This is a genomic window from Oceanihabitans sp. IOP_32, assembly GCF_009498295.1.
Taxonomy (GTDB): Bacteria; Bacteroidota; Bacteroidia; order Flavobacteriales; family Flavobacteriaceae; genus Wocania; species Wocania indica.
This window is the reverse complement of the sequence record NZ_CP040813.1, coordinates 3,174,497-3,197,268: the sequence shown is the minus strand read 5'-3', so window position 1 is coordinate 3,197,268 and position 22,772 is coordinate 3,174,497. Positions and strand designations below refer to the sequence as shown.

8 protein-coding genes are annotated in these 22,772 nt (G+C 37.5%); 5 read left to right on the top strand and 3 right to left on the bottom strand.

The annotated features are described in order from the left end of the window. Positions 1 to 9 precede the first annotated feature (9 nt). From FEZ18_RS13350 to FEZ18_RS13330, 5 genes are all read left to right on the top strand, one after another. On the top strand, positions 10 to 774 hold the full coding sequence (locus FEZ18_RS13350) for a TIGR00730 family Rossman fold protein (protein ID WP_153268778.1): 765 nt from the start codon (positions 10 to 12) through the stop codon (positions 772 to 774). Between the two features lie 190 nt (positions 775 to 964). Then, positions 965 to 1,858 (top strand): hypothetical protein, encoded by an 894-nt coding sequence (locus FEZ18_RS13345; protein WP_153268777.1) that lies wholly within the window; start codon positions 965 to 967, stop codon positions 1,856 to 1,858. A gap of 14 nt (positions 1,859 to 1,872) precedes the next feature. Continuing rightward, complete coding sequence (locus FEZ18_RS13340; protein WP_153268776.1) at positions 1,873 to 2,712, top strand: restriction endonuclease; 840 nt, start codon at positions 1,873 to 1,875, stop codon at positions 2,710 to 2,712. A gap of 5 nt (positions 2,713 to 2,717) precedes the next feature. Further along, positions 2,718 to 3,287 carry a Pycsar system effector family protein gene (locus tag FEZ18_RS13335; RefSeq protein WP_153268775.1) on the top strand — a complete coding sequence of 190 codons (570 nt, stop codon included), beginning with the start codon at positions 2,718 to 2,720 and terminating at the stop codon, positions 3,285 to 3,287. Positions 3,288 to 3,908: 621 nt separating this feature from the next. Then, positions 3,909 to 4,655 (top strand): tyrosine-protein phosphatase, encoded by a 747-nt coding sequence (locus FEZ18_RS13330; protein WP_153268774.1) that lies wholly within the window; start codon positions 3,909 to 3,911, stop codon positions 4,653 to 4,655. Here the strand turns inward: FEZ18_RS13330 and FEZ18_RS13325 are convergent. From FEZ18_RS13325 to FEZ18_RS13315, 3 genes are all read right to left on the bottom strand, one after another. Further along, positions 4,645 to 5,622 (bottom strand): type IX secretion system membrane protein PorP/SprF, encoded by a 978-nt coding sequence (locus FEZ18_RS13325; RefSeq protein ID WP_153268773.1) that lies wholly within the window; start codon positions 5,620 to 5,622, stop codon positions 4,645 to 4,647. The two genes, FEZ18_RS13330 and FEZ18_RS13325, sit on opposite strands and share 11 nt — an antisense overlap. 18 nt (positions 5,623 to 5,640) lie before the next feature. Further along, positions 5,641 to 19,488 carry a T9SS type B sorting domain-containing protein gene (locus FEZ18_RS13320; protein WP_153268772.1) on the bottom strand — a complete coding sequence of 4,616 codons (13,848 nt, stop codon included), beginning with the start codon at positions 19,486 to 19,488 and terminating at the stop codon, positions 5,641 to 5,643. Between the two features lie 1,033 nt (positions 19,489 to 20,521). Then, on the bottom strand, positions 20,522 to 22,771 hold the full coding sequence (locus FEZ18_RS13315; protein WP_153268771.1) for a PorP/SprF family type IX secretion system membrane protein: 2,250 nt from the start codon (positions 22,769 to 22,771) through the stop codon (positions 20,522 to 20,524). Position 22,772: the final 1 nt, after the last annotated feature.

Here is a 22,772-nt window from a genome sequence, read left to right as displayed (position 1 = left end):
CACATTGACATGAAAACACAAAATAATGCTAGATTATCTACTGGCGAATCTTTGTTTGTTAGAGGCCCTTTATCCCGTTTCAAAGAACTGAAATTTGCAATTAAAATATTTTTCAATTTTATAAAAGCCTTCAGGAAAATGCATTTTATTGGACCAAGCGTGACCGTTTTTGGTTCTGCACGATTTACACCAGATTCTGAGCATTATAAAGCTGCTGAAAAGGTTGGTGCTGAATTAGCAAAAATAGGTTTTACTGTTTTAACGGGTGGAGGTCCTGGTATTATGGAAGCAGCAAACAAAGGTGCTTTTGAAGCTGGAGGTTATTCGGTTGGGTGCAATATTATTTTACCTTTTGAACAAAAACCAAATCCCTATCTTCATAAATGGATTGACATTCCTTATTTTTTTATCAGAAAAGTAATTCTTGTAAAATACTCTTATGCCTTTGTAATCATGCCAGGAGGTATTGGTACTTTAGACGAACTGTTTGAGGCTCTAACACTCATTCAAACCAAAATAATTCAAGATTTTCCGGTTGTTATTTTCGATTCAGAATACCATAAAGAACTATGTAAACATATTCAATTAATGGCAGAAAATGAAAGTATCAGCCCAGAGGACATGGAACTACTATTTGTAACAGATTCTGTGGAAGATTTAATAAAGCATATAGAAACATATTCCATCAAAAAATTCGGATTAGTCCAAAAACAAGTCAAACCAAAAAGATGGCTTGGGGAATTGGGCAATAAAACTTTATCAGATGAAAAATAAAAATATCAATACCCTTATTGATAGTCTTGTTCGAATGGCTCACTTAATGTTTTCAATAACCTTATCATTCTGGATTGGTGAGATGCATGAAACAAAAACAGTAAAAACATGACTTTGAAAATGTTGGTAACTTTAAATTTCTCGCTAGTAGTATTTTTTAATATCAACAAATAACTTAAAACTTAATTAAATGAAAATTAGAGCGTATTTATCGTTTTTACTGTTATGGTCTGTACATCTCGCTTTTTCACAAAAAGACATCGATTCAATTCCACAACTAGATTTATCTAGAATAGCATTAATCAATCAGAGCGATAGTTACATCACATTTCCAACAGATATAGGAAACCTTGACCCCTTAATGTTTGAGGCTAATATAAACCCTTCATTTGTTATTAGAAAACGGAAAGACTCGAAACTAGTGGCACTATTAAAACCTCAAATCACAATCAGAATGTACAATGAAGAATCTTATCCTGTTCGAACGCCAAGTTATATTCCGCAGATTTCAGTTTATTATTTAGCTAATAAAAATAAATCGCTTAATTACGCAGTATTGTTTGGGAAAATAGCACATCATTCCAATGGACAGGATGGGAATTTTTATAAAGACGACAATACCATCAACTTACAAACGGGAAATTTTGCCACAAATTTCATGGAATTCGGATTTATTAAAACAGCCTATAGTAACAGAATTAAAGCTTTAAAGACCATGAAAAGCTCTATAGAAATTCATCCAAAAAGTTGGATGATTCCAGAATTAAAAGGCAAGTATAGCGCCTTAAGATGGCATAATTCATTTACATCGTTTAAGTTTCCTTTAACTAATTCTCATAGCGATAGAGCAAATTTTTCCTTAAAAGCAGAAACCACACTAATGCTAGATAATTATAAGGATTTAGAGACCTTTGATTTAGATCGATTCAATGCAAGCCTCACCTTTTACTATCATCCTAAATTTTTAGAAGATATTGGGTTGTTTGTTCAACTTTATCACGGTATGGATTATTATAATATTTATTTTAATCATCAAATATCTGTTATTCGATTTGGTATTATGACCGAAATTCTAAGATTTTAAATCAATAAAATAATATGGAAAAACAAATTTATATTAAAAAAATCAATGATGAGATTGAGCTTTTTTCATTTGAAAAATTAAGACAATCCCTTAAATCTACAGGAGCATCAAAAGACGTCATTGAAACTATAATAAATAGAATTCAACCCGATATTTACGATGGGATGTCTTCCAATGACATATACAAAAAAGCTTTTGCCTTATTGAAAAAACACAATAGAATCTCGGCTTCCCGTTACAGTTTAAAACGAGCCATTTTAGATTTAGGTCCTACAGGTTACCCATTTGAGCGATTGATAGGTGCGCTCTTAAAAGAAAAAGGATATAAAACCAAAGTAGGTGTTATTTTAAATGGTGAATGTGTCACTCACGAGATTGATGTTCTTGCCGAAAAAGATGAGTTTTCATATGCCATAGAATGTAAATTTCATTCGGATGCTAGAGGGGCAAGCAATGTACAAGTACCTTTATATATTAACTCCAGATTTTTGGATGTACAGAAACAATGGAATGCAGACCCAAACAACAAAACACATTTAAAACAAGGTTGGTTGGTAACCAATACCAGATTTACTAAAGATGCTATTAATTATGGGAAATGTATAGGTTTGACTTTGTTAAGTTGGGATTACCCAAAAAATAACGGTTTAAAAGCAAATATTGATTCCTTAGCTTTATATCCTGTTACCACTTTAACCACATTAACCAAAAAAGAAAAACACCAACTTATTGAGAAAGATGTTGTTTTGGTTAAGGAGCTAATCAAGGCTTCCAATGCGATGAAAAATATGGGAATTTCAGATAAAAGGATTAAACGTGTTTTAGATGAAGTAAGACAATTATGTAGAATTTAATTATTATGAAAAAAGGCGATAAAAAAAACAGTAGCTTCAGTCTAAGCCAAGAAAAATTAGAACGCTACGATTCCAGAGGTGTGCAAACGCTTTTTAGAACACTCTCTAGAAACCATTATAATCTTTTGAGAATGGTGGATAATAAAGCGAGAATTATTCTAACCGTAAACTCTATAATTACATCACTACTATTTGGCATTCATTTTATAGACAAAAGCAGTAAAACCTTAACTATAGACTTAGGCACCAAAATACTAGTTGTAAGCAGTATGTTATCTATGGTCTTTGCTTTGTTTAGCATGCTTCCACATCGTTATTTAGGGAAAAGTTTCAAACAGAGTGGTTATAAAGGCACATTATATGCCGACAATTTTTCGAAACAGAGTCTAATAGAGTTCAGAGAAGAGTTTCAGCGAATAATGAATACAGGTCATGCCATTTATAATGAACTGATAAACGATCTGTATTTTTTAGGCTTAGTAATTTCTAAAAAACAGACACTACTACTCTATTCTGTATTTGTGTTTTTATTGGGTTTAATCATCACTATTATTTATGTTCTTTTAAGTATGTAATATTAAAACATAAGGTCTATTCTAAAAGGATTCCCAACCATAATAGTTCAAAACGAAAAATCAATCCAGGGTTTTGGTATACCCGACTTCTAGCTTACTAGCTTTTTAGTAATACCATCTTCAAAAGTATTAAAAATTTTAACAGAAAGATTTCTCGTTAGCTTCGTACCTTGAAATACGACTGTATATCCTTTTTTCGCCATACGACGAAAAAATCTGCGTTCGTCTGCGAAATCAGCGGGAAAACAGATTTTAGATAAGGGAGAATTATCCCGTAGATTACGAAGATTTACGCGGAATAAAAATAAATATTTGTTTTCGTAACAGTGTAAAGATGTCATCATAAGTTGCTAATTTATAGCTTTATGACATTTAAGGGACCATAAATACAATAACGTGATAAATGAACCCCAAAAAGCTTATAAGATAAAAGCGCAGGATGCTCTAATTTCGTTAAAATAAGTTGTAAATTATGGTAGACTATAATTCATTTTGATAACGACCATATTTAAATAAACGATTTAGGTATCGTTATAGTTGGTAATGCCAAAGAATCTATTATTTTTGAGACCAAAGAAGCGCAGTAGTTTTATTTGTTTTACTTTATACCTATTTATATTCATGTTCCAAATTTTTAATAAAAAAATATTCCTTAGGGATTCTTTAGAGGGTTTCGTCGATATACATTCTCATATTTTACCTGGCATTGATGATGGGGCAAAACAGGTATCAGAATCTATTCATCTTATAAAAAGCTTAGAAGCATTAGGTGTTAAACAATTTACAGCGACACCGCATATTATGCAGGGTGTTTACGAGAATACCAAAGAGACTATTGATGAGGCCTACCAAAATGTAATACGGGCTATGGATCCTAATTTGGTGTCTAACGTAACTTTAAATTATGCCGCAGAGTATATGTTAGATGCTCAATTTTTAGAACAATTAGAAGCACAAGAACTATTTACAGTAAAAGATAATTATATATTAATTGAGATGTCTCATTTTCAGGCGCCAATTAATTTAGAAGACATTATATCTAAAATTAAAACAAAAGGCTATGTGCCCATTTTAGCACACCCAGAGCGTTATACTTTTTATCATGACTCTAAAACATATTACCACAGACTAAAACAGTTAGGCTGTCTTTTTCAACTGAATTTTCTGTCGTTAACAGACCATTATGGCAATCATGTAGAGAAAATGGCGCATTATTTAATTGAAGAAGAATTAATAGACTTTGTGGCTACAGATACACACAACGAGACGCATATAAAAAAGCTTTCTAACATCACTCTAAATAAGAGTTTGGCTAGAAAGCTTCCTATTATTATTAAAAATACTTGTCGTGTGTTTTCTAAAACTTAATTTGCGTTTGTGTACACGGACAGTTACTAATATTATTAAAAAAGTCTATACCTATAGTAATCATATGTGTCCCCGAATTATATCTGGCAATATCGTTAATGGTTAACTGGTAAGAATATCCGAAATAAAACTGCGACTTCTTAAAACCAGCCATAGGCCCCACATTAAGGGGCTTGAAAAATTGATCGTTAAGAAAACGATAAGAAATACCCGCCCAATAATAATCGAAATTTCTGCTGTGTTTTCGAAATTTAAAATTGATATCGGTAGCCGAGCGTTTATCACTAGCAAATAATTGATAAAATACAGAGGGCTCATACTCTATTCCCGTCTTTTTAGGGCCAGGTATGGTATATCCGGCGTACACTTGATAATTAGAGATTAAATTCGGCTCCAATCTTCTAATGGTTTCATCAATATTTTTATCTAAAATATTATTAGCATTAAAACTCACAAATAAACCTTTAATTCTATAAAGCGCACTAATATCAAAGTTATGGTTGGTACTGCGCCTATCATTAATAACATAAGGATCTACGATAGGGTATTCGATGGTAGTATTAAATTTATCGATATCAATTCTAAAACTGTTCAGGTTGTACGAAATACCAAAGGATAAAAATTGTTCTGTTCTCGTATCTAAAACAAGGTGATGTGCAAAAGAAAACTTAGCCCCAGTTTGCTTCGTATTCCCATTACTATCATTGTATAAAGATACGCCAACACCCGAGCGATTAGCAATTCTTATATCGGCATAAAGGGACTGGTTATCTGGCGCCCCTTTAATGCCAACCCATTGTGTTAAACCATTAGCTCGTATTCTTAAATTATCGCCAATACCCGCATAAGCCGGCGAAACCACAAAAGGATTATCAGCCAAATATTGGGTAAACACAGGTAGATTAAATTCTTGACTATAACTATAAGTAACAGTAGCAAAGAACAGATATATAAGTAGTTTTTTCATTTTATTCATTTTCAGATATTATCTATAGAGTGTGAAATGACCAACAAAATCACGATCGTCTTTAGGATCATTGAGCTTAACAACATACCAATAATCACCGGTAGGTAGCTCTTCACCATTATAGGTTCCATCCCATTTTTCGCCAGCACGTAAACTAACAATTTTACGTCCATATCTATCGAAAATATCGAAGGTGAGATCCTTGTACTGATCTGTACAGCCTGGCCCCCATAGATCTTGATTTCCGTCACCATTAGGTGTAAAATAATTTGGTATACAAACATCAATATATTCGAAATATCCAGTGGCGGTAGCTACACAACCATAGCGATCGGTTACGGTTACGGTATAATCTCCAGACTCGTAAATATAGAACGCGTTGATATTTCCAACAGACTCTCCATTTACAGTAAATTCATTACCGCCAGCTCCTCCTGAGGTTACTATTACAACCTCATTCATATTACCCTCTTCTATAGTTAATACCAGTGGGTGGTAATCCTCTATATCGAAACCTACCGTACTTTGTAAACATCCATTGGCGTGTCTCACTTCTATAGTGTGATTTAACCCAGGAGGAACATTTACAAATACATTACTGGCTTGATAAGGCCCGCCATTTAAAGCATACTCTAAATCGGCAGGATTTACGCTGGCATCTGTGGTTACCACAACACTATTGGTCGATAAATTATTAGTACACCCATACTCTACAGTAGCCATTGGGTTTATATATACCGACTCTGGCAATACGACTTCTAATTCAGACTCACAACCATTAGCATCTCGCACATATACCACATGATTACCACCTGGTAAGTTCGAGAAACTAAATTGAGTTTCTCCTACGGCTCCTGCAGTATAAGGGCCGCCATAGGCATTTAAACTATAACTGTAAGGTGCCACACCTCCAGAAACATCTACACTAAATGCCGCATTTAAGTCGCCTCTACAAAGTTCTGGTACAATAGAATTTGGCGTAACCGAAATCGCTATTGGAGCGGGCTCAGTAATATCAAAACTGAAATACACAAAACAACCCAATTCATCTTGTGCAATGGCTTGGTAGGTACTAGGCGCTAAGTTCTCGAAAACTGGTGTTTCAAAAAACTGATTTAATTGCGGTGAAATGGCATATTTAATTTGGCCTGTACCCCCAGAGGCTACAATTTCCATAGCTCCATTATTACTGCCTGCACAGATTACATTGGTTACTACAGGATTGGCCTGTAGTGGTTGCAATGGCTGGGTAATGACGGTCTGCGCGCTTGTTTCAACACAATCGTCGCTAACCACATACACTTGGTACGTTCCTGCTGGCAGGTTAGTAAATACCCCAGGACTGGTTTGCACTGGCGCCGGACTAATATCTACGCCGTTTTCGTCTTGTAGGGTATATACGTAATTCCCTAAGCCCCCTTCAGCCGTAGCGATAATAACACCTGTGCTCTCTCCAAAACAATTAATAGTAGCATTGGTGGTATCTAAATTGACTACCAATGGTGGTAAAGGGTCAATCGTTATTTCATTCGAAACATTAGCAATACAACCATTAGCATCTCGCACATAATACTGGTACACGCCAGGTGTTGCATTAGGAATTGTTGCAGATGAAGTAAAAGATGTAGATGTTGTAAATGTAGCATCTGTACTATACTCATACGGCGCTGTTCCGCCTGATGCCGTTAAAGTAAGTGTCGCTTCTGTTAAACAAGTTGGTGTTGAAGCAACCACTAAACTGGCTTGTATCTCGCTAGGTTCTGTAATGGTAATAACGTTTGATGTTGTTGAACAATTAAACCCATCGGTCACCGTTACTGTGTATTCGCCAGCACCCAAGTTGTTAAATACATTAGAAGCTTGTGGTCCAGAGTTACTCACTACTGGGGCTAAAGTATTTAGGGTATAGGAGTAATTACTCCCTTGTCCGCCACTTGCCGTTACAACTATAGAAGCATTGGTGTCTCCAAAACAAGCTAATAAGGTTGTGTTTGGAACAGCGCTAACCGTAATTGGCGGTGTTGCAGGTAATATCACCGTATCGGAAGCTATACAACCCTCAGAATCTCTTACGTTAACCGTATAAGTTCCAGCCGCTAAGCCCGTAAAGAAACTGTTTGAAGAATAAGGCTCCATTTCTGTTGCTCCTAACATTAATTGGAACTCATAAACATTACTCCATCCACCAGTTGCTACAGCTTGTATAGACCCTTGGTTATTGTCACAAGTTACACTAGAAGCTTGGGTAGCAATAACCGATAAGGCCGTAGGTGGTCTTGTAATGGTAAAGTTTTCAGTTACGGTACAAAACGGCGTGTTAACCAAGGTTGCTTCAACCGTATAGGTACCCCCTTCTAAATTAGATATCGTAATTGGGCCAGCATTAGGTGCAGTACCACTTGTAACAAATGCTCCTAAAGCATCGGTAATTGTGTAAGCAAAAGGTCCAGCTTGATCTGGGTTGGTTCCAGAAACTACTAAATCTACAAAGGTAATATCTACACTACCATTATTATCGTTATAACAGGTCACATCAACAACATTATCAATCTCAAGATCGAAGGTGTTTGGATTGTCAACATAATGTGTTGTTTGAATACTACAACCTGTATCTAAATTGTCCACAGTTATAATATAGTTTCCTACATCTAATCCTGTAAAGCTTCCTGTAGTATTGGTTGAGCTGTAAACACCACCTATGGTTGTACCATCAACATCTTCAACAGTATATTCCATATTAGCAGGTGTTCCTCCTGTGGTAATGGCGGTTACAGTAATATCTTCAAGGTTCGTACAGGTAATCTCAGTATCAACAACAACATTTAGACGATCTAAACTTATAAACGGATTAATAACTGCTGTTGCAGAAGTCGCTGTACAGCCTCTATCATCATAAACATTTACAGTGTAGGTGCCACCAGTGAAATCGGCTTCTGTATACACATTAGAAGGTCCATCTTGAACAACTGTTCCTCCATCAATAAACTCAAATCTATAAATTCCAGAACCTCCCGTCACATTATTTACAGTTATGGTGGCGTAATCTGCGGTATTATCCGTTGTACAACCATATTGAGAAACCACTAAAGGATCGAAGTTAATGGCTGCAGGCTCAGAAAGCGTCACATTGCCCGTATTGGTACAGTTTTTACCAGACCTTACTTGAATTTCGTATGTACCAGCTGGTAACCCCGTAAAAATATTAGACGTTTGGGCTGGCGCCGTACTAGGTCCTGAAATAATTTCGTAGGTATATATAGGCTCATCATTAGTTGCTGGTAAATTAACCGTGATAACCCCATCACTACTGCCATTACAAGTTAAATTCTCGCCGCTAAGTGTAAATATAACTGGTGTTGCAGGTTCTAAAGTTACCTGGGCCGTATTGGTACATCCTGTAACTGTATCTTCAACTGTAACTGTGTAATTTATGTTAGAAGATACACCAGAAAATGCATTTCCTGTTAAAGTGATTCCTACATTCGGACTAATACTATAAGCGTAGTTTCCAGTACCTCCAAAACCTGTAACGGTAATCACACCATCATCATCTGAACAACTCGGATCTATTGGATCAAGTGTTAAATCGATAGGCTCATCAATGGTGTACGTAGCTGCAGCGGTACAACCGTTAACATCGCGTACGGTTACGGTATAAGTTCCTGCAGCGTTAACAGTAAAATTAGGGCTTGGTTGGAATCCGTTTCCAATGCTAAACTCATAAGGGCCCACACCAGATGTTACGTTTACAGCGAAACTGAAATCGTTTGTCGCACTAATACATGGTGAGCCAGTTACTGTAAAAGTTGGTAAAGAATCTGTTGCGATAACAAGATCTATCATATCATTACATCCATTGCTATCCAGTACCCAAACATCCCAATCTGCACTTGTTGCTGGATCTAAGACTGCAGTATTATTGCTTGAGTAATCTGCTGCCGTAGGTGCCGAACCGTCTAATACAAAAGCGTATTGGTATGGCGCTGTGCCTCCAGAACCTTGTACAGTTACTTGGGCGCCAAAATTACAATTGGCATTAATATTATCTACTAATGTAAGCGCCACGGCTGCAGGCTCTCTAACATCTACTGTAAAGGTGTCTGTACAACCTGTCACATCGTCTGTAACCACAATGGTTTGCGGCCCTACAGATAATCCAGTTATATTAATGCTAGTATTGGTTTGACCAATTACTGGCGTTCCAGAATTAATTACATAACTGTAAGTTCCAGCAAACTGCCCTACGGTAAAATCTACGGCGCCATCATTTCCACCAGAACAGCTCACATCGGCGACTACAGTACCAGAAACAGTAATATTAGTCACAGGAGCAACCGTATGAGACTCTTCATAAGTACAACCATTGTCATCGGTTACTCTAAACACATAAGTGTCTGGTGCTAAACCAGTAAAAACACCCGTTGTTGCACCTGTTGTATTACCTGTAGCGGTTGCTGGTGCAATAATGTCATAGACCAATGGACCTACACCCCCTGTAGTGGTTACCGTAACATCGCTTGAGGTATTAATACAAGTTACCGCTGTGGCAGCAAATGTTAAGTCTGTTGGTACACTTAAAGCAGGGACGTTTACCGTTATAGGTGCTGCAATATCACAGCCATTGGCATCCCTCACATAGGCCGTTACCGTACCTGCTACCGTAGTGGCATAGGTATTTGTTGAAGTATAGTTAACACCATCAAAACTAAAAGTATATGGGGCAGTACCACCAGTAGCTGTAATGGTGATAAGTGCCGGTTGTGTGGCATTCCCTGCCCCACAAGTTAAGCCTTGTGTTAAAACCCCAGTGCCTCCTAATACTGGTGGCTCTGTAATGGTTACTGCTAACGTGCCAGTACAATTCTTAGCATCTCTAACTATAAAGTTGTAAGTACCAGCACCTAAGCCACTAAACACATTTGAGGATTGGTAAGTTGCACCACCATCAATACTAAATTCATAAGGCGCGATACCATTTGCTGGTGTTAGCGTAATGCTACCATCTGAACCACCGTTACAACTTACATTGGTTTGAACGTGGGTAAGAGTAGGACTTGTGTTTGGTGTAACCACAATTTCATTAGATACTGCTTGACAACCTTGTGAGTCAGTCACCCTAAATATATAGGTACCTGCGGTAGTCGTATTAAATGTAGGTCCAGCCAAAAGAGCATAATTAGCACCACCATCACTACTTTCTTCGTATATAGTATACGTTCCAGTACCTCCAGAAGGGTTTAGAGTAATAGTAGCTGGTGCGCCACAGGTTAAATCTGCATCTAAAACGGCATCTAATAATAGCGGTGGTTCTACCACAAAAGGAACTGTTGCAGTACAACCATTAGCATCTCTAATGCTTACGCTGTAAGTACCAGCAGCCGTAATGGTGAAATTAGGACTTGCCTGGTAGGCACCACCAATACTATAAGTTACACCTGTTGGGCTAAATGTTGTGCCTGTTAAGGTGATGTTAATTGGTGCGCCTGTAAAACACTGTTGCGGTACAGGATCTATGGTAGGGTCTGCGTCTCTCGTTAAAGTGACAGCAGCAGAAGGCGCAACACAAGCATAAGCATCTAAAGCATAAACAATGTAATTGCCAGCTGACCTATTAAACGTATTCGATGTTCCCCAACCTCCACTTGTGGCGGTAGGAGCAGGATCTGTATCTGGTAAAATTTGATATTGATAAGGTCCAGTACCATCACTTGCTACAGCTGATATAACCCCTAGAGCACTACAGTTTTCATTTGAAACTACCGAAGCAGTCAAATTAAGCGGTCTTGCAGATTCTGTAATTTCAAAAATCACAGATGCCGATTCACAGCCATTATAAATGCCTGTTCCTGTTTCTGTAAATTGAACATAATATTGCCCTGGTGCTAATGTGCCTGGCGATGGTGTTGTAATAGTTACTGGCGTACCAAATGTAACTGGTGTAGTACCAATTGCTCCTACTGGTTGGTTACTAAATGCCCTAAAAATTTGATAATCTACAGAAGTGGTGGTACTGTCAAAATTATCGATAGTAAAGGTTACACTACCATTATTTTCCCCTTGGCATTCTACATTGTTTGCTGTCACACTAGATGTTAAAGGTGAGGCTGGTGGAATAGCGACATCTGCTGACTTTACAAAATAGCAATCGGTTGTGATATCATGCACTACAAAAGTGTACACCACACCTGGGGTTAAATTGGTAAAAGTATAAATATTACCTCCTGGGGTGTCAGGCCCGAACCATGTGGTCGTATAAGGCGCAGAGTTAAATTCTAAAATACCAAACGCATAATTACCACTTCCTAGTAAAGATATGGCTTCTACTGTTACGGTTCCTCCTGAAGCACAATCTACTACCGTAGGCGTAACTACAATATCTAAATCCGATGGTGGTGATGCCATTGTTATTTGTTGTGATAAACTACAACCGTTGGCATCTACGACATTAACCGTATAAATACCATAATCTATAATGGTGAAGGTGTGATCTCCTCCAGTTGGAGCGTTATGCGGATTACCAGCTATTACATCACCAAAGTTATTGCTAATATAATAGGTAAATGGTCCAGTACCTCCCGTTACATTTTCAACGGTTATAGATCCTAAATCTGAACCACCAGGATTATTACACGTTATTTCAACATTAGTTAAATTAAAATTTATTGGGTCTGGTTCAGTAATCGTAATCGTTGTCGTATCGATACACCCTTTGGCATCGGTAACTGTAATGGTATAGTCGCCAGCAGCTAATCCGGTAGTTTGTGTTCCGTAATTTGTACCGGTGGTATCATTATTTACATTAATTACAAATGGAGCTTCTCCTTGAGTAGTGTCAATGGTAATATCTAAGGCACCCGTTTCTTCAGCATTACAATTAATAGCTTGCGATACGGCTACTGCTGTAATACTAGGATTAACAGGCGTATTAACAACAATTGGGTCCGTTACAATGGTACAACTATTAGCATCGGTAATTAAGAATTGATAAGTACCGGCTATTGTTGTTGTAAATGGTGACCCCGTAATAGACGTATATGTAACACCGCCATCTGAACTTACTTCATAGCTATAGGGGGCATTACCTCCCGAAACTGTAATATCGATTGAAGCATCTGGCGTTGGGAAACAAGTTAAATCTTGTGTAAGTAAAGCACTTGCTGTTAAAGGCGCAAACACTTCCACATCTGTCGCACTGGTTGCCGTACAACCGTTCCCATCTCTGATGGTAACCGTATAAGTTCCAGGGGCATTTACTGTAAAGGTTGGGCTTGATTGATACGAAGCGCCACCATTAATACTGTATTCCAAAGGTGCAACACCTGTTCCTGTTGCCGTAAATGTAAAACCAGAGGCCACTGTACATTGGTTGCTAGGTACGCTTGGCACTGTAACCGTTGGTAATGCATCTTCTGCAATAGTAACAGTAGTCAATGCTATACAACCATTGGCATCTCGCACATACACGTCCCAAACTAAGTCGGCACCCAAATTGGTATTAACCGCAATAGGGTTGTTTGCCGAATAATTGGCAGCTAATGGTGGCCCAGCACCGCTTACTACCGCCGCATAGGTATAATTTGGTGTTCCATCTGTTGCGGTTACCGTAATATCAGATTCAAAATCATTACAATGTACATTTGTTGCACTTGCCGATAGGGCTAATGCCGCAGTGGGTTCTAAAATGGAAATGGTTTCTGTTGCGGTACAACCGGTATCGGTATCGGTTACCACTATGGTATAACTGCCATCTGTTAATCCTGTAAGATTTATAGGGAATGTTCCAGCTGTAGCCGCACCTCCATTAATGGTATATGTAAAATTCGTGGCATTACTTACATTAAATTCTATGGCACCTGTAGTATCACCAAAACATAAAACATCACTTAATTTCACTCCAGAAACTGTAATATTACTTACTGGATTTACCGTAAAGGATTCTGTGTAGTAACATCCGTTAGCATCGGTTACCCTAAACGCATAAGTGTCTGGCGCTAAATTTGTAAACACACCCGTTGAAGCACCTGAAACGTTTCCTGTTGCTGTTGCTGGTGAAATAATGCTGTAAGTTAAGGGTCCAACACCATTGGTTGGTGTTAATGTCACCGTACTTTCTGTAACTGAACAAGTCACTGCTGTTGCAGCAAAGGTTAAATCTGTTGGACTATCTAATCTTGAAATTATAAGCGAACCACCAGCGGTACACCCATTGGCATCTTGTACCGAATAGTTTATGGTTTGGTCTGTACCATTATCATTTACGGTTAAGGTATTGGTTGCGGTATACCCCGAGCCATTAAAGCTATATAAATAAGGTGCTGTTCCAGTAGTTGGTACATCGATAGTTACCACGGCAGCTTGGGGTGCATTACTAGCATCACAAGAAAACGCCGTAACTGACGCCGTAGCTGTTAATTGTGTTGGTTCTCCTACGGTAACGCTACCAGAGAAGACACAATCTTTTGCATCACGAACTTGGTAAGCATACGTTCCTGCCGCTAAACCTGAATATAATGCGGTTGCGCTAAAGGCGCTTCCATCAAAACTATAGGTATATGGCCCTACACCATCAGATGGTATAATTTGAACCGATCCATCTGCATTACCAAAACAAGTCGCATCTATAACCGTTGTGGTTGCTGTTGGATATTCTATACTATCAACCGTGTTAACCTCCGATAGCACTTCACAACCCAGATCATCAGTCACTCTAAATTGGTAAGTCCCTGCGCTTGCGGCAGTATATGTAAACGGATTGCCCGCTGGTGTAAAGCTTGTATAACCAGCTCCATCTATTGAAACCTCATAAGTGTAAGGTATAGTACCACCAGAAACGGTTCCTGTGATAATGGCTTCTGGTGATGCTGTACAATCTAGTTCTTTTGTTACAATGGTACTAATAGCGATTTGAGGCGCTATAATTTGAGGTGGCAAAGTAACCTCACAGCCATAAGAATCTCTTACAATGATGTTATAAGTGCCTGGTGTTAGGTTGGAGAATGTATTATTTGTACCAAATGCCCCACCGTTAATATTGTATTGATAAGGTGGTTGTCCAGAAGAAGCGTTAACCACTAAAGTTGCAGCATTACCCGCATCGTAACAAAAATCTGAACTCGGATCTATACTCGCTGTAGGTAATACAGGTGCTACTAGCGTGAATGTGGTTGTCGCATCTACACAACCCAAAGCATCGGTAGCACGAACCGTGTAAGTTCCTGCTGCTACACCCGTTAAAACGCCGTTGTTTGGGAAATTTGTAACGGTATTCGTCGCATCGATTAATTCGAAAGTATAACCTGGTGTTCCTCCTGTAGCTGTGGCTGTAATCGTGGCACCATCTAAACAAGTGACCTCGGTATTTGTAACATTAACCGATAAAGCATTTGGTTCGGCAATGGTTGGTGTGAAGGAAAACTCACAATTATCTACACTATCCTCATTTCGAATTAAAAGGTTGTAATTTTGAGCCGATAATCCCGTTATGGTATATGGCGAGGTTAATTGCGTATTCCAAGTGGTTCCCCCATCAATAGAGTATTGGAATCCTGTGATAGGATCAAAATTTTCTGCAGCAATGGTAATAGTACCATCTGCAGATCCGCTACAATTTACCGATGAAGTTCCGGTAATACTAGCTGTAAAGGCATTTCCTGATGGCACAACAAAAGGGAAATCTACACGTGTTGTACAGATTGCTGGTAATTGATATACTCTAATATCATCAATAGCTACATCATTACCACTCACTTGTTGTACATTAGATCGTAAAACAAAAGTTAAGCTGGTGTTAGATCCTGGATCTAATGTTACTGGTGTTATTGGATACTCAACCCAATCACCCGTTTTAGGAATATCGCCAGTACTGTAAGACGAAATTTCGTTCCCCAAAGCATCTACTAATGCTACCGTTAAATTAGGATCATACTGAGTGTTGCCCGGTCTAAGCAAATTCATAGCGGCAAACTCGACCTGTATAGGACGGTTAGGAATGATATCGTTTATTTGTTTTTGGTATAATGTCGCTGTTGTTGGTATGCTAGCTCCGATGTTTACCACTAAAAAACGTCCATCTGGTGTTGGTGGAGAGGTTGCTGGTGTATGGTCGGTTGGGTTTATCCAAGCTCCAAAAGGCGATCTAATACTAGACGTCACTGAGTAATCACCATCATTAATTCTAGGATTACCATTACACTGTGTGGCTGCTACTTGTCTTTCGAAACAGTAATAGGTGGTATTAATTCCAGGAGACGTTGTGTCGTCTCCATAACCAAAGGTTTCGTAAAGTAAATTACTAAACGTTGGCACGGTTAATAAGGTGTATTCTACAGTAATGGTGTGCGATCCCGAAGGTACATTTAAAAATGTTGTAGGATCGGCAGTATTAGGATTTAACGCACCATCTATATAGTAGTTATAACTGTAAGAAGGTCCCCCATTATTGGTTACCGTAACCGTTGTGTTTCCTGAACCATCGCAATTAAAAACAGGATCGGCCACAGCTATGGTAGGTGCAGGTGGTTCTTGATCTAACACAATGTTTTCCATGGGGTAAATACAACCATTGTCATCACGAATGTAAACCGTATAAGTGCCTGGAAGCACATAAGCGTCGTTATCTGGCCCCCAAGATGTTTGATTATCAAAGCTATACTCATAAGGTGGCACACCTCCTTGCGGATTGGTTATTCTAATTCTACCTTCCCCTGATGGGCCACATCCGGCCAATTCAGAAATTCCAGCCGTTGCTGTTAAGGCTTCATATGGTTGCGTAATGGTTATGGTTTGTGCTGTTGTAAAACATTCGGCTCCCGCAAGGGTGTATCTCACGATAGCTTCATAGTCACCATAGCCCAGATTTGAAAATGTGGTGTTTGAAGAATATGTAGTACCGCCATCAATACTATATTCTAAGGTATAACCATTGGCATTAGTCACATTAAACTGAATGGCTCCCGTATTTTCACCGTAGCACAAAATATCGGTTTGGCTTATGGTAAATACAGGTGCAGGGTTTTCCACTATGGTTTGGGTTGTACTTACAGTACAGTTATTATAATCTACAATAGTGATGTTATACACTCCAGCAGTGCTTACAGGAATAACAATAGGCAGCGATGTGGGTACTTGAACCTCAGTCGTACTATTTACATAATAGTAATACGGTGGTGTGCCCCCTCGTGGTGTTACCGTAATTTCACCGTCTTCACAGGTTAATGGTGCTGTAATGGCCGAATCAACTTCTAATAAAGGCGGATCAATAATTGAAATACTTTGAGAGAATGTACAACCATCATCTGTGCTTATATTTACTGTATAATTCCCTGGATTCAGGTTAGAAAAGGTGTACGTATTGGCATTGATAGGTCCCACGCTATTAATCTCGGTTGCTCCTTGGAATATTGAAAAATAGTACTGGGCACGCACATCGTTTGCACCTAGTACAACACTACCCAAATCCCCATGACACAGAGGTTGTGTGATATTTGTGGTTGCTGTAAAGTCTCGCTCTCTTATTTGAACAATCTCTCCAGGAAAAATACAAGGATTTGGAGACACCCCTATTTGTCTAACAAAAACAGGATAATTACCTGGAGTTGTTATCGAAAACGTATTACTAGCTTGATAATTTACACCATCAATACTGTACTCGTAACCACTTGGTACACCACCTACTACAATTTCGCCAGGTGTTGTACAATAAATATCTCTGTGGGCTACTGTTGGCTCTACTAAATTGGTATAAACATTAAAGTAATACTGATTAAAACAACCTCCAGTATAATTTAATGTTAATCGATATTGTCCTGCTGTATCCAATAAAAAATTAGGTCCAGTTGCCACCTGATTCCAAATACAGGAGGCGTTTTCATTTGCACAATCTAAATCTAAGACAGCATCGCAACTTGTTTCATCTAATTTCTCCCAGATTATAGAAGAGGTATCGGTTATATTGGTTTCAATAAGACGTGTATCACCTGTACCACACAAAAAGAAATTCGGTAATTGTTTTCCGTCATTCGGACACACAACAATTTGATCGGCAAAAGGTAGCATAGGATTTGTTACCCCATAACCAAAAGTAATGACTTCAAATTCTTGATCTATGGATTGGCAAGGTGCTGTTGCCGTATTTTGCACGTAATAGGTTCCTGGTTCTGTAACTGTTAAGGTTTGGGAAGTCCCAATCACGGGAGTACCTGTTGGACTGGTAGACCATGAATACGAGTCGTAACCACCACCAGCTGTAAGCACTGTACTCGCACCACAAAGAATAACCTCTTCTTGAAAACTACAGTCTATATCTGCTATAAAATTAGTAGGTGATGGATCTAGTACGCAGCTGGCATTGGAGTCGTAACTCGGGTCGTCTGTAATGGTAAAACTAGGATTTAAAGTACCATTATAAGTCGCAAAAGCTTGATTTACAACTTGATTATCACAGGCATTATTCAATAGACTACAAGTACGAACAACGGTTACCTTAAAACGTATTTCTTGGTAAGGATCATTCTCTTCAACCACACTATTATCTACGGTAAATGTTAATTCCCTATTGGCAGCATCGTAACTTTGGCTCACACCAGGAGGTAAAACATCTATATCAGCTGGGTAATTAAACACGATATTATTAGGAAGTACATCTCTAATGGTGAGGTTAGTGGCATCATCATTTCCGGTATTTTGAAAACGAAGAACGTAGTATAATTCATCTCCAAGGTTAACTATTTGTCCACCAATATCATTACCAGCAAGATCTTCAACTGTTTTAGTCAAAATAATTTTGGGTTCAATAATATCCACTGCCAAAGCGTAGAAATATGGAAAATAAGTATCTTGCACACTACTTAAGCTTACGATCGCAGAGGTGTCATCATTATTAATTATACTATTACCTGCGTTGGGTACTTCAATAACACCAGTATCAAAACCTAAGGTGTTGGTACTATTCGGGTCTCTATCATTAACCGGTAAACCACTTAATTGGCTAATGGTACTGTTAAAAAAGTTGTTTGAAGGCCGATCTGTAGATGATAGTCTTACCCCATTAAGCAATAATCGATCTCCTGTGATGCGCTTATCACCTTCTAAAGCTGCAAAAGCAAATCTTGCTCGAACAGGAATTGGTGCAGGCACTGTTCTAAACCCAGAAACAGGTACATCTAAGGTGGGGTTATTACTTGCACTTATCGCGCTAAAGCCATCGAAACTCGTTATAGATTTACCTGTAACTGTAGGATCTTCATAAACGATGTACAATGACCATCCAGCAGAATTTCCCGTACCATTTCTAGGTGTATACGAAGATGTTCTGCCCAGCCTACTAGATACATTGGCCACGGTATAGGTTCCTAAATTATTGGTTAAACCCGTAACAATACTAGTAACATCTGCATAACATGCATAGGGAAAACTATTGCCTCCATCAATACTATCTGGATTAGGGAGATCGTTACCATTAAAAATAACGGTTCCTGTGATATCAAAATAGCCTCCCGATGGTCCTTTAAATCGGACTTGATCTATGGGTTGATCGCCAGGTGCTACAGCACTCCAATATAAACCCGCATGAATAATTTTGTAACAGTCTTGATTGGTTATCTCTAAATCTGCACTACTTGAACTAAATGTTGAGGGATCACCATCTATATCAATATACTGCATATTAACATTACTGTTGTATGTGCGGTTATCATTGTACGCATTGTTGTCTGGTCCTAAAATATTATTACCAATTAATACAATGTCACCTTTTACATCCTGATTAAATCGCGGTGTAAACGGTACATAATTTTGAGAAAACGCTTGAAAACCAAATAATATTAATAAGGCTGTTAGCGCAATATTAGTATAAGTAGTTTTTTTCATGGTTAAGTATGATTAGTTTGTTTTTTTAATTTGGGATGTTTAGTAACTTATTTAAAACCATAAATGCGTGTAACGCCGTTAAAACCAGCGTTAAATACATTTTAACAGATTTTTAAGTTCTTAAACTGTATAAAGATGATGAATTTTTTCATTATTTCATTAAGAATTGTCATATTTTAAGCGTTTTACCGATAAATAATGTTTTTAAACTAGTATTTTATTTTTTATTGTAAATTTTTATGAACAAATCTTTTAAACTACTCGTCATAACTAAGTCATCGTTTTTAGACTTAAATTCAATTGGCACTAAGGCCGTAATCACAAGGGCGCTCTAACACTCTAGGATTTATTCCACGAAATAAAATGATCTGATTAATGATGTAATACAAAGGATTTGCAAAGCCTAACCCAACAAGACTTGATCTGAATACAGCGAAAAGCTTTCCAGATCTCTTGTTGTAGTGTGTCGTATTAGCGTCAAGCTTATGGTCGACACCTTCTTTAGTAAGCTTATTTGATATGAAAATATTAAGATCTTTAAGATATCGACAAAGCCAAATAACAAAGATTACAACCTCTTTATAAATAACCTGAAAAGCTATTAAGAGGTATGTGGCTATGTGTAAATTATTAGAATAAGTAATTTTTTTCATAGGCGACCGATGCTAAGATTATGATTCAAAAAACTGAAAAAGTAGGTTAATTTCAAGTCTTAATGCTGTTAATAAGGCTCTAACTAATACACTTCATCGATTTTTAATGTTTTTAAACGGTAACAATATCGTAAATATTTTGATACTTTCATAATAAGATGTTAATTTTTATGTTTTTAATCGTTAAAAACCAACATTTTAACGACTACAATAGCGTTTGAGGTCATTTAAAACAACAAAAACAGTGAGAAACAAAAACAGCATTACTTTTAAATAAAAGCAACACTGTTTTTTATGTCGATTTACACCGTATGATTTATCTCAACCGAAACTATTTATATGCTTTAGGTTTTGAACTAACAACTGTCCTTTTTCTTTTACTAATTTTCAATTTTAACGATTGACATTTTAGCATTATAAGGTTCGGTTCCTTTTAATTCCATCGCCGTTATAGCCTCTTGAATACTCTCAAATTTCTCATAATAAATATAATATTTACTCGAATTAACATCATAAAAGAAATCGATTTTATCCTGTCCCGCAGCCACTGCATTTCTTAAAAAGGCATCTCTTTTTTCCACATCTGTATGTGCCGCAACAATAACGTAGAAGCCGTTTTCAGCATTTCTTACTCCCTTGACAATCTCAATCTTAGCACGTCCTACATCTCCAGAGTCAAAATCTTCTTCAGTTAATTCACTTGAAGATAATGGTGTAAATTGTTTAATCTGATTTAATGCTGCGCGATCTTTTAAATAGCGATCTTGTTCGTTGTTGTAAACTGCACGTCTAATTCTTCTTTTTCTTTCGACCTCTATTTTAGCGTTAATTTTATCTAAATCTGAAATCAAATTGTCTTTAGCTCTAATAGCTTCTTTTTGTTGGGTTCTTAAATTATTTATAGTTTTAGTGTAAAATCTGCTGCTTACATCGTCTACATCATCACTTTTAAGTCGCACCATATAGACATCTTCTAGTGTTTTTATTTGTTTATTTTGAGATGAAATAACCTCTTCAATTTCAGACTTTAAAGTCTCTATACTCGCATTTTCTGCCGTAATACTTTTAAATGGTTTTGGTGCCAAATAAACACCTTGTTCGAATAAATCGTTTTCTTCTTTTAAATCTTTAAGATCTTGATTTTTATTCGCCACAGTTTCTTTTAATTGTAATAATAATTTTTGTTGTTGGAGCTTCGTGTCTACTGTCAATTTGGTCAACTCTCTTATTTCCTGTGTGGCTTCGTCTTTAGGCACAGGAATTATAACAGCGTCTAAAGCTTCACTACCTATGTTAACGTCTTCCTCTTCCTTTGCAGGTTCTTGATTGACCAGTTGCTCTGCCTCTATCTTAGCTTGTTGTTCTGTTGCTAATCTATTAGCTTCTTCTTCCTTGAGACGTTCTTCATTTGCTAATCGTTCGGCTTCTAGTTGAGCTTGCTGTTCTGCTGCTAATCTATTAGCTTCTTCTTCCTTGAGGCGTTCTTCATTTGCTAATCGTTCTGCCTCTAGTTTAGCTTCGTCTCGGTTTTCTTGCTCTTCTAACTTCGCATTTTCTGCCAATTGTTTTGCTTCATTATTAGCCTGAGCTACTTTTTGGGCTTCAATTTGTTTTTGTTCGGCACTGCGTTTTGAATGGTTAACACTGGATGCTAATACTTTTCTTCCCTTTCTATTTTCAAACAGTGTTACCTCTTCGTCGTCACCACTATATTTGTAGCTTTTTTTGTTAACGAATTTATAGGCTAAAGTAATTTCATGAGAGCTTCCAAAATTTGATAATTCGCCCATGGCTTTTTCATAATTGTACTCTATTGCGATTTGATTCGTAATATTTAACCCTAATCCTCCAGATAAACCGTACAAGGTATTGTAACCCACTTGAGCCCATATTCCGCGAGGCACACTTAGCATGGCAAGCCCTGAAAATATGGTTTCTTCTTTTTTAAATTCAGATTGTAACAAACCAGAAAATTTACTCTCGTCAAAAAACCCTCGAGAATTAATATAGCCTGTGTACATGACATGAGGCTGAATGCTTTGCTCTGGGTTCTCCTCAATTATTTCAGAATTTAGTAAATTATAAGACACCGCATTATTTACGGACACTCCAAAATCTAAAAAAGCAAGTCCATAATTTATTCCCGGATTAATTGTAATTATTGAGTTAGATGGAATATTATCTAAGGCGGGGTCGGGAAAATTTACATTTACTCTGCCGTCGTTAATTCCGCTTTGATAATAGGCTAAATTTATTCCAAAAGTTAAATTACTATCGGTATCTAACACCGCATTATAGGCGAAATTTACAATACCTCCAAAGGTGGTTAATACCCCATAATCTTGCTGAAACAAACCAATTCCCATCCCCATATTTTCTTTTATTCTACCGGTATAACTCACTAAATAAGTTAATGGTGCATCCTCAAAATCGATCCACTGCCTCTTATTATATAAGGTGATATATTTATTTTGTTCTCTAACGAAACTAAACGTCGGGTTAATGGTGTATTTATTGAACTTTAATGAGTTCCTTGAAGGTATATCTAAAGCAACTACACCGCTTTCTTGAGATGAACTCTCAAGAATAACAGATAAAAACAAAATTGCACATAGTAGTAGTTTTTTCATA

Excerpts from the sequence above, each read along its gene's own strand:
- FEZ18_RS13315 (WP_153268771.1), bottom strand. The coding sequence starts at position 22,771 with ATGAAAAAACTACTACTATGTGCAATTTTGTTTTTATCTGTTATTCTT.
- FEZ18_RS13340 (WP_153268776.1), top strand. The coding sequence starts at position 1,873 with ATGGAAAAACAAATTTATATTAAAAAAATCAATGATGAGATTGAGCTT.
- FEZ18_RS13330 (WP_153268774.1), top strand. The coding sequence starts at position 3,909 with ATGTTCCAAATTTTTAATAAAAAAATATTCCTTAGGGATTCTTTAGAG.
- FEZ18_RS13350 (WP_153268778.1), top strand. The coding sequence starts at position 10 with ATGAAAACACAAAATAATGCTAGATTATCTACTGGCGAATCTTTGTTT.
- FEZ18_RS13345 (WP_153268777.1), top strand. The coding sequence starts at position 965 with ATGAAAATTAGAGCGTATTTATCGTTTTTACTGTTATGGTCTGTACAT.
- FEZ18_RS13335 (WP_153268775.1), top strand. The coding sequence starts at position 2,718 with ATGAAAAAAGGCGATAAAAAAAACAGTAGCTTCAGTCTAAGCCAAGAA.
- FEZ18_RS13320 (WP_153268772.1), bottom strand. The coding sequence starts at position 19,488 with ATGAAAAAAACTACTTATACTAATATTGCGCTAACAGCCTTATTAATA.
- FEZ18_RS13325 (WP_153268773.1), bottom strand. The coding sequence starts at position 5,622 with ATGAAAAAACTACTTATATATCTGTTCTTTGCTACTGTTACTTATAGT.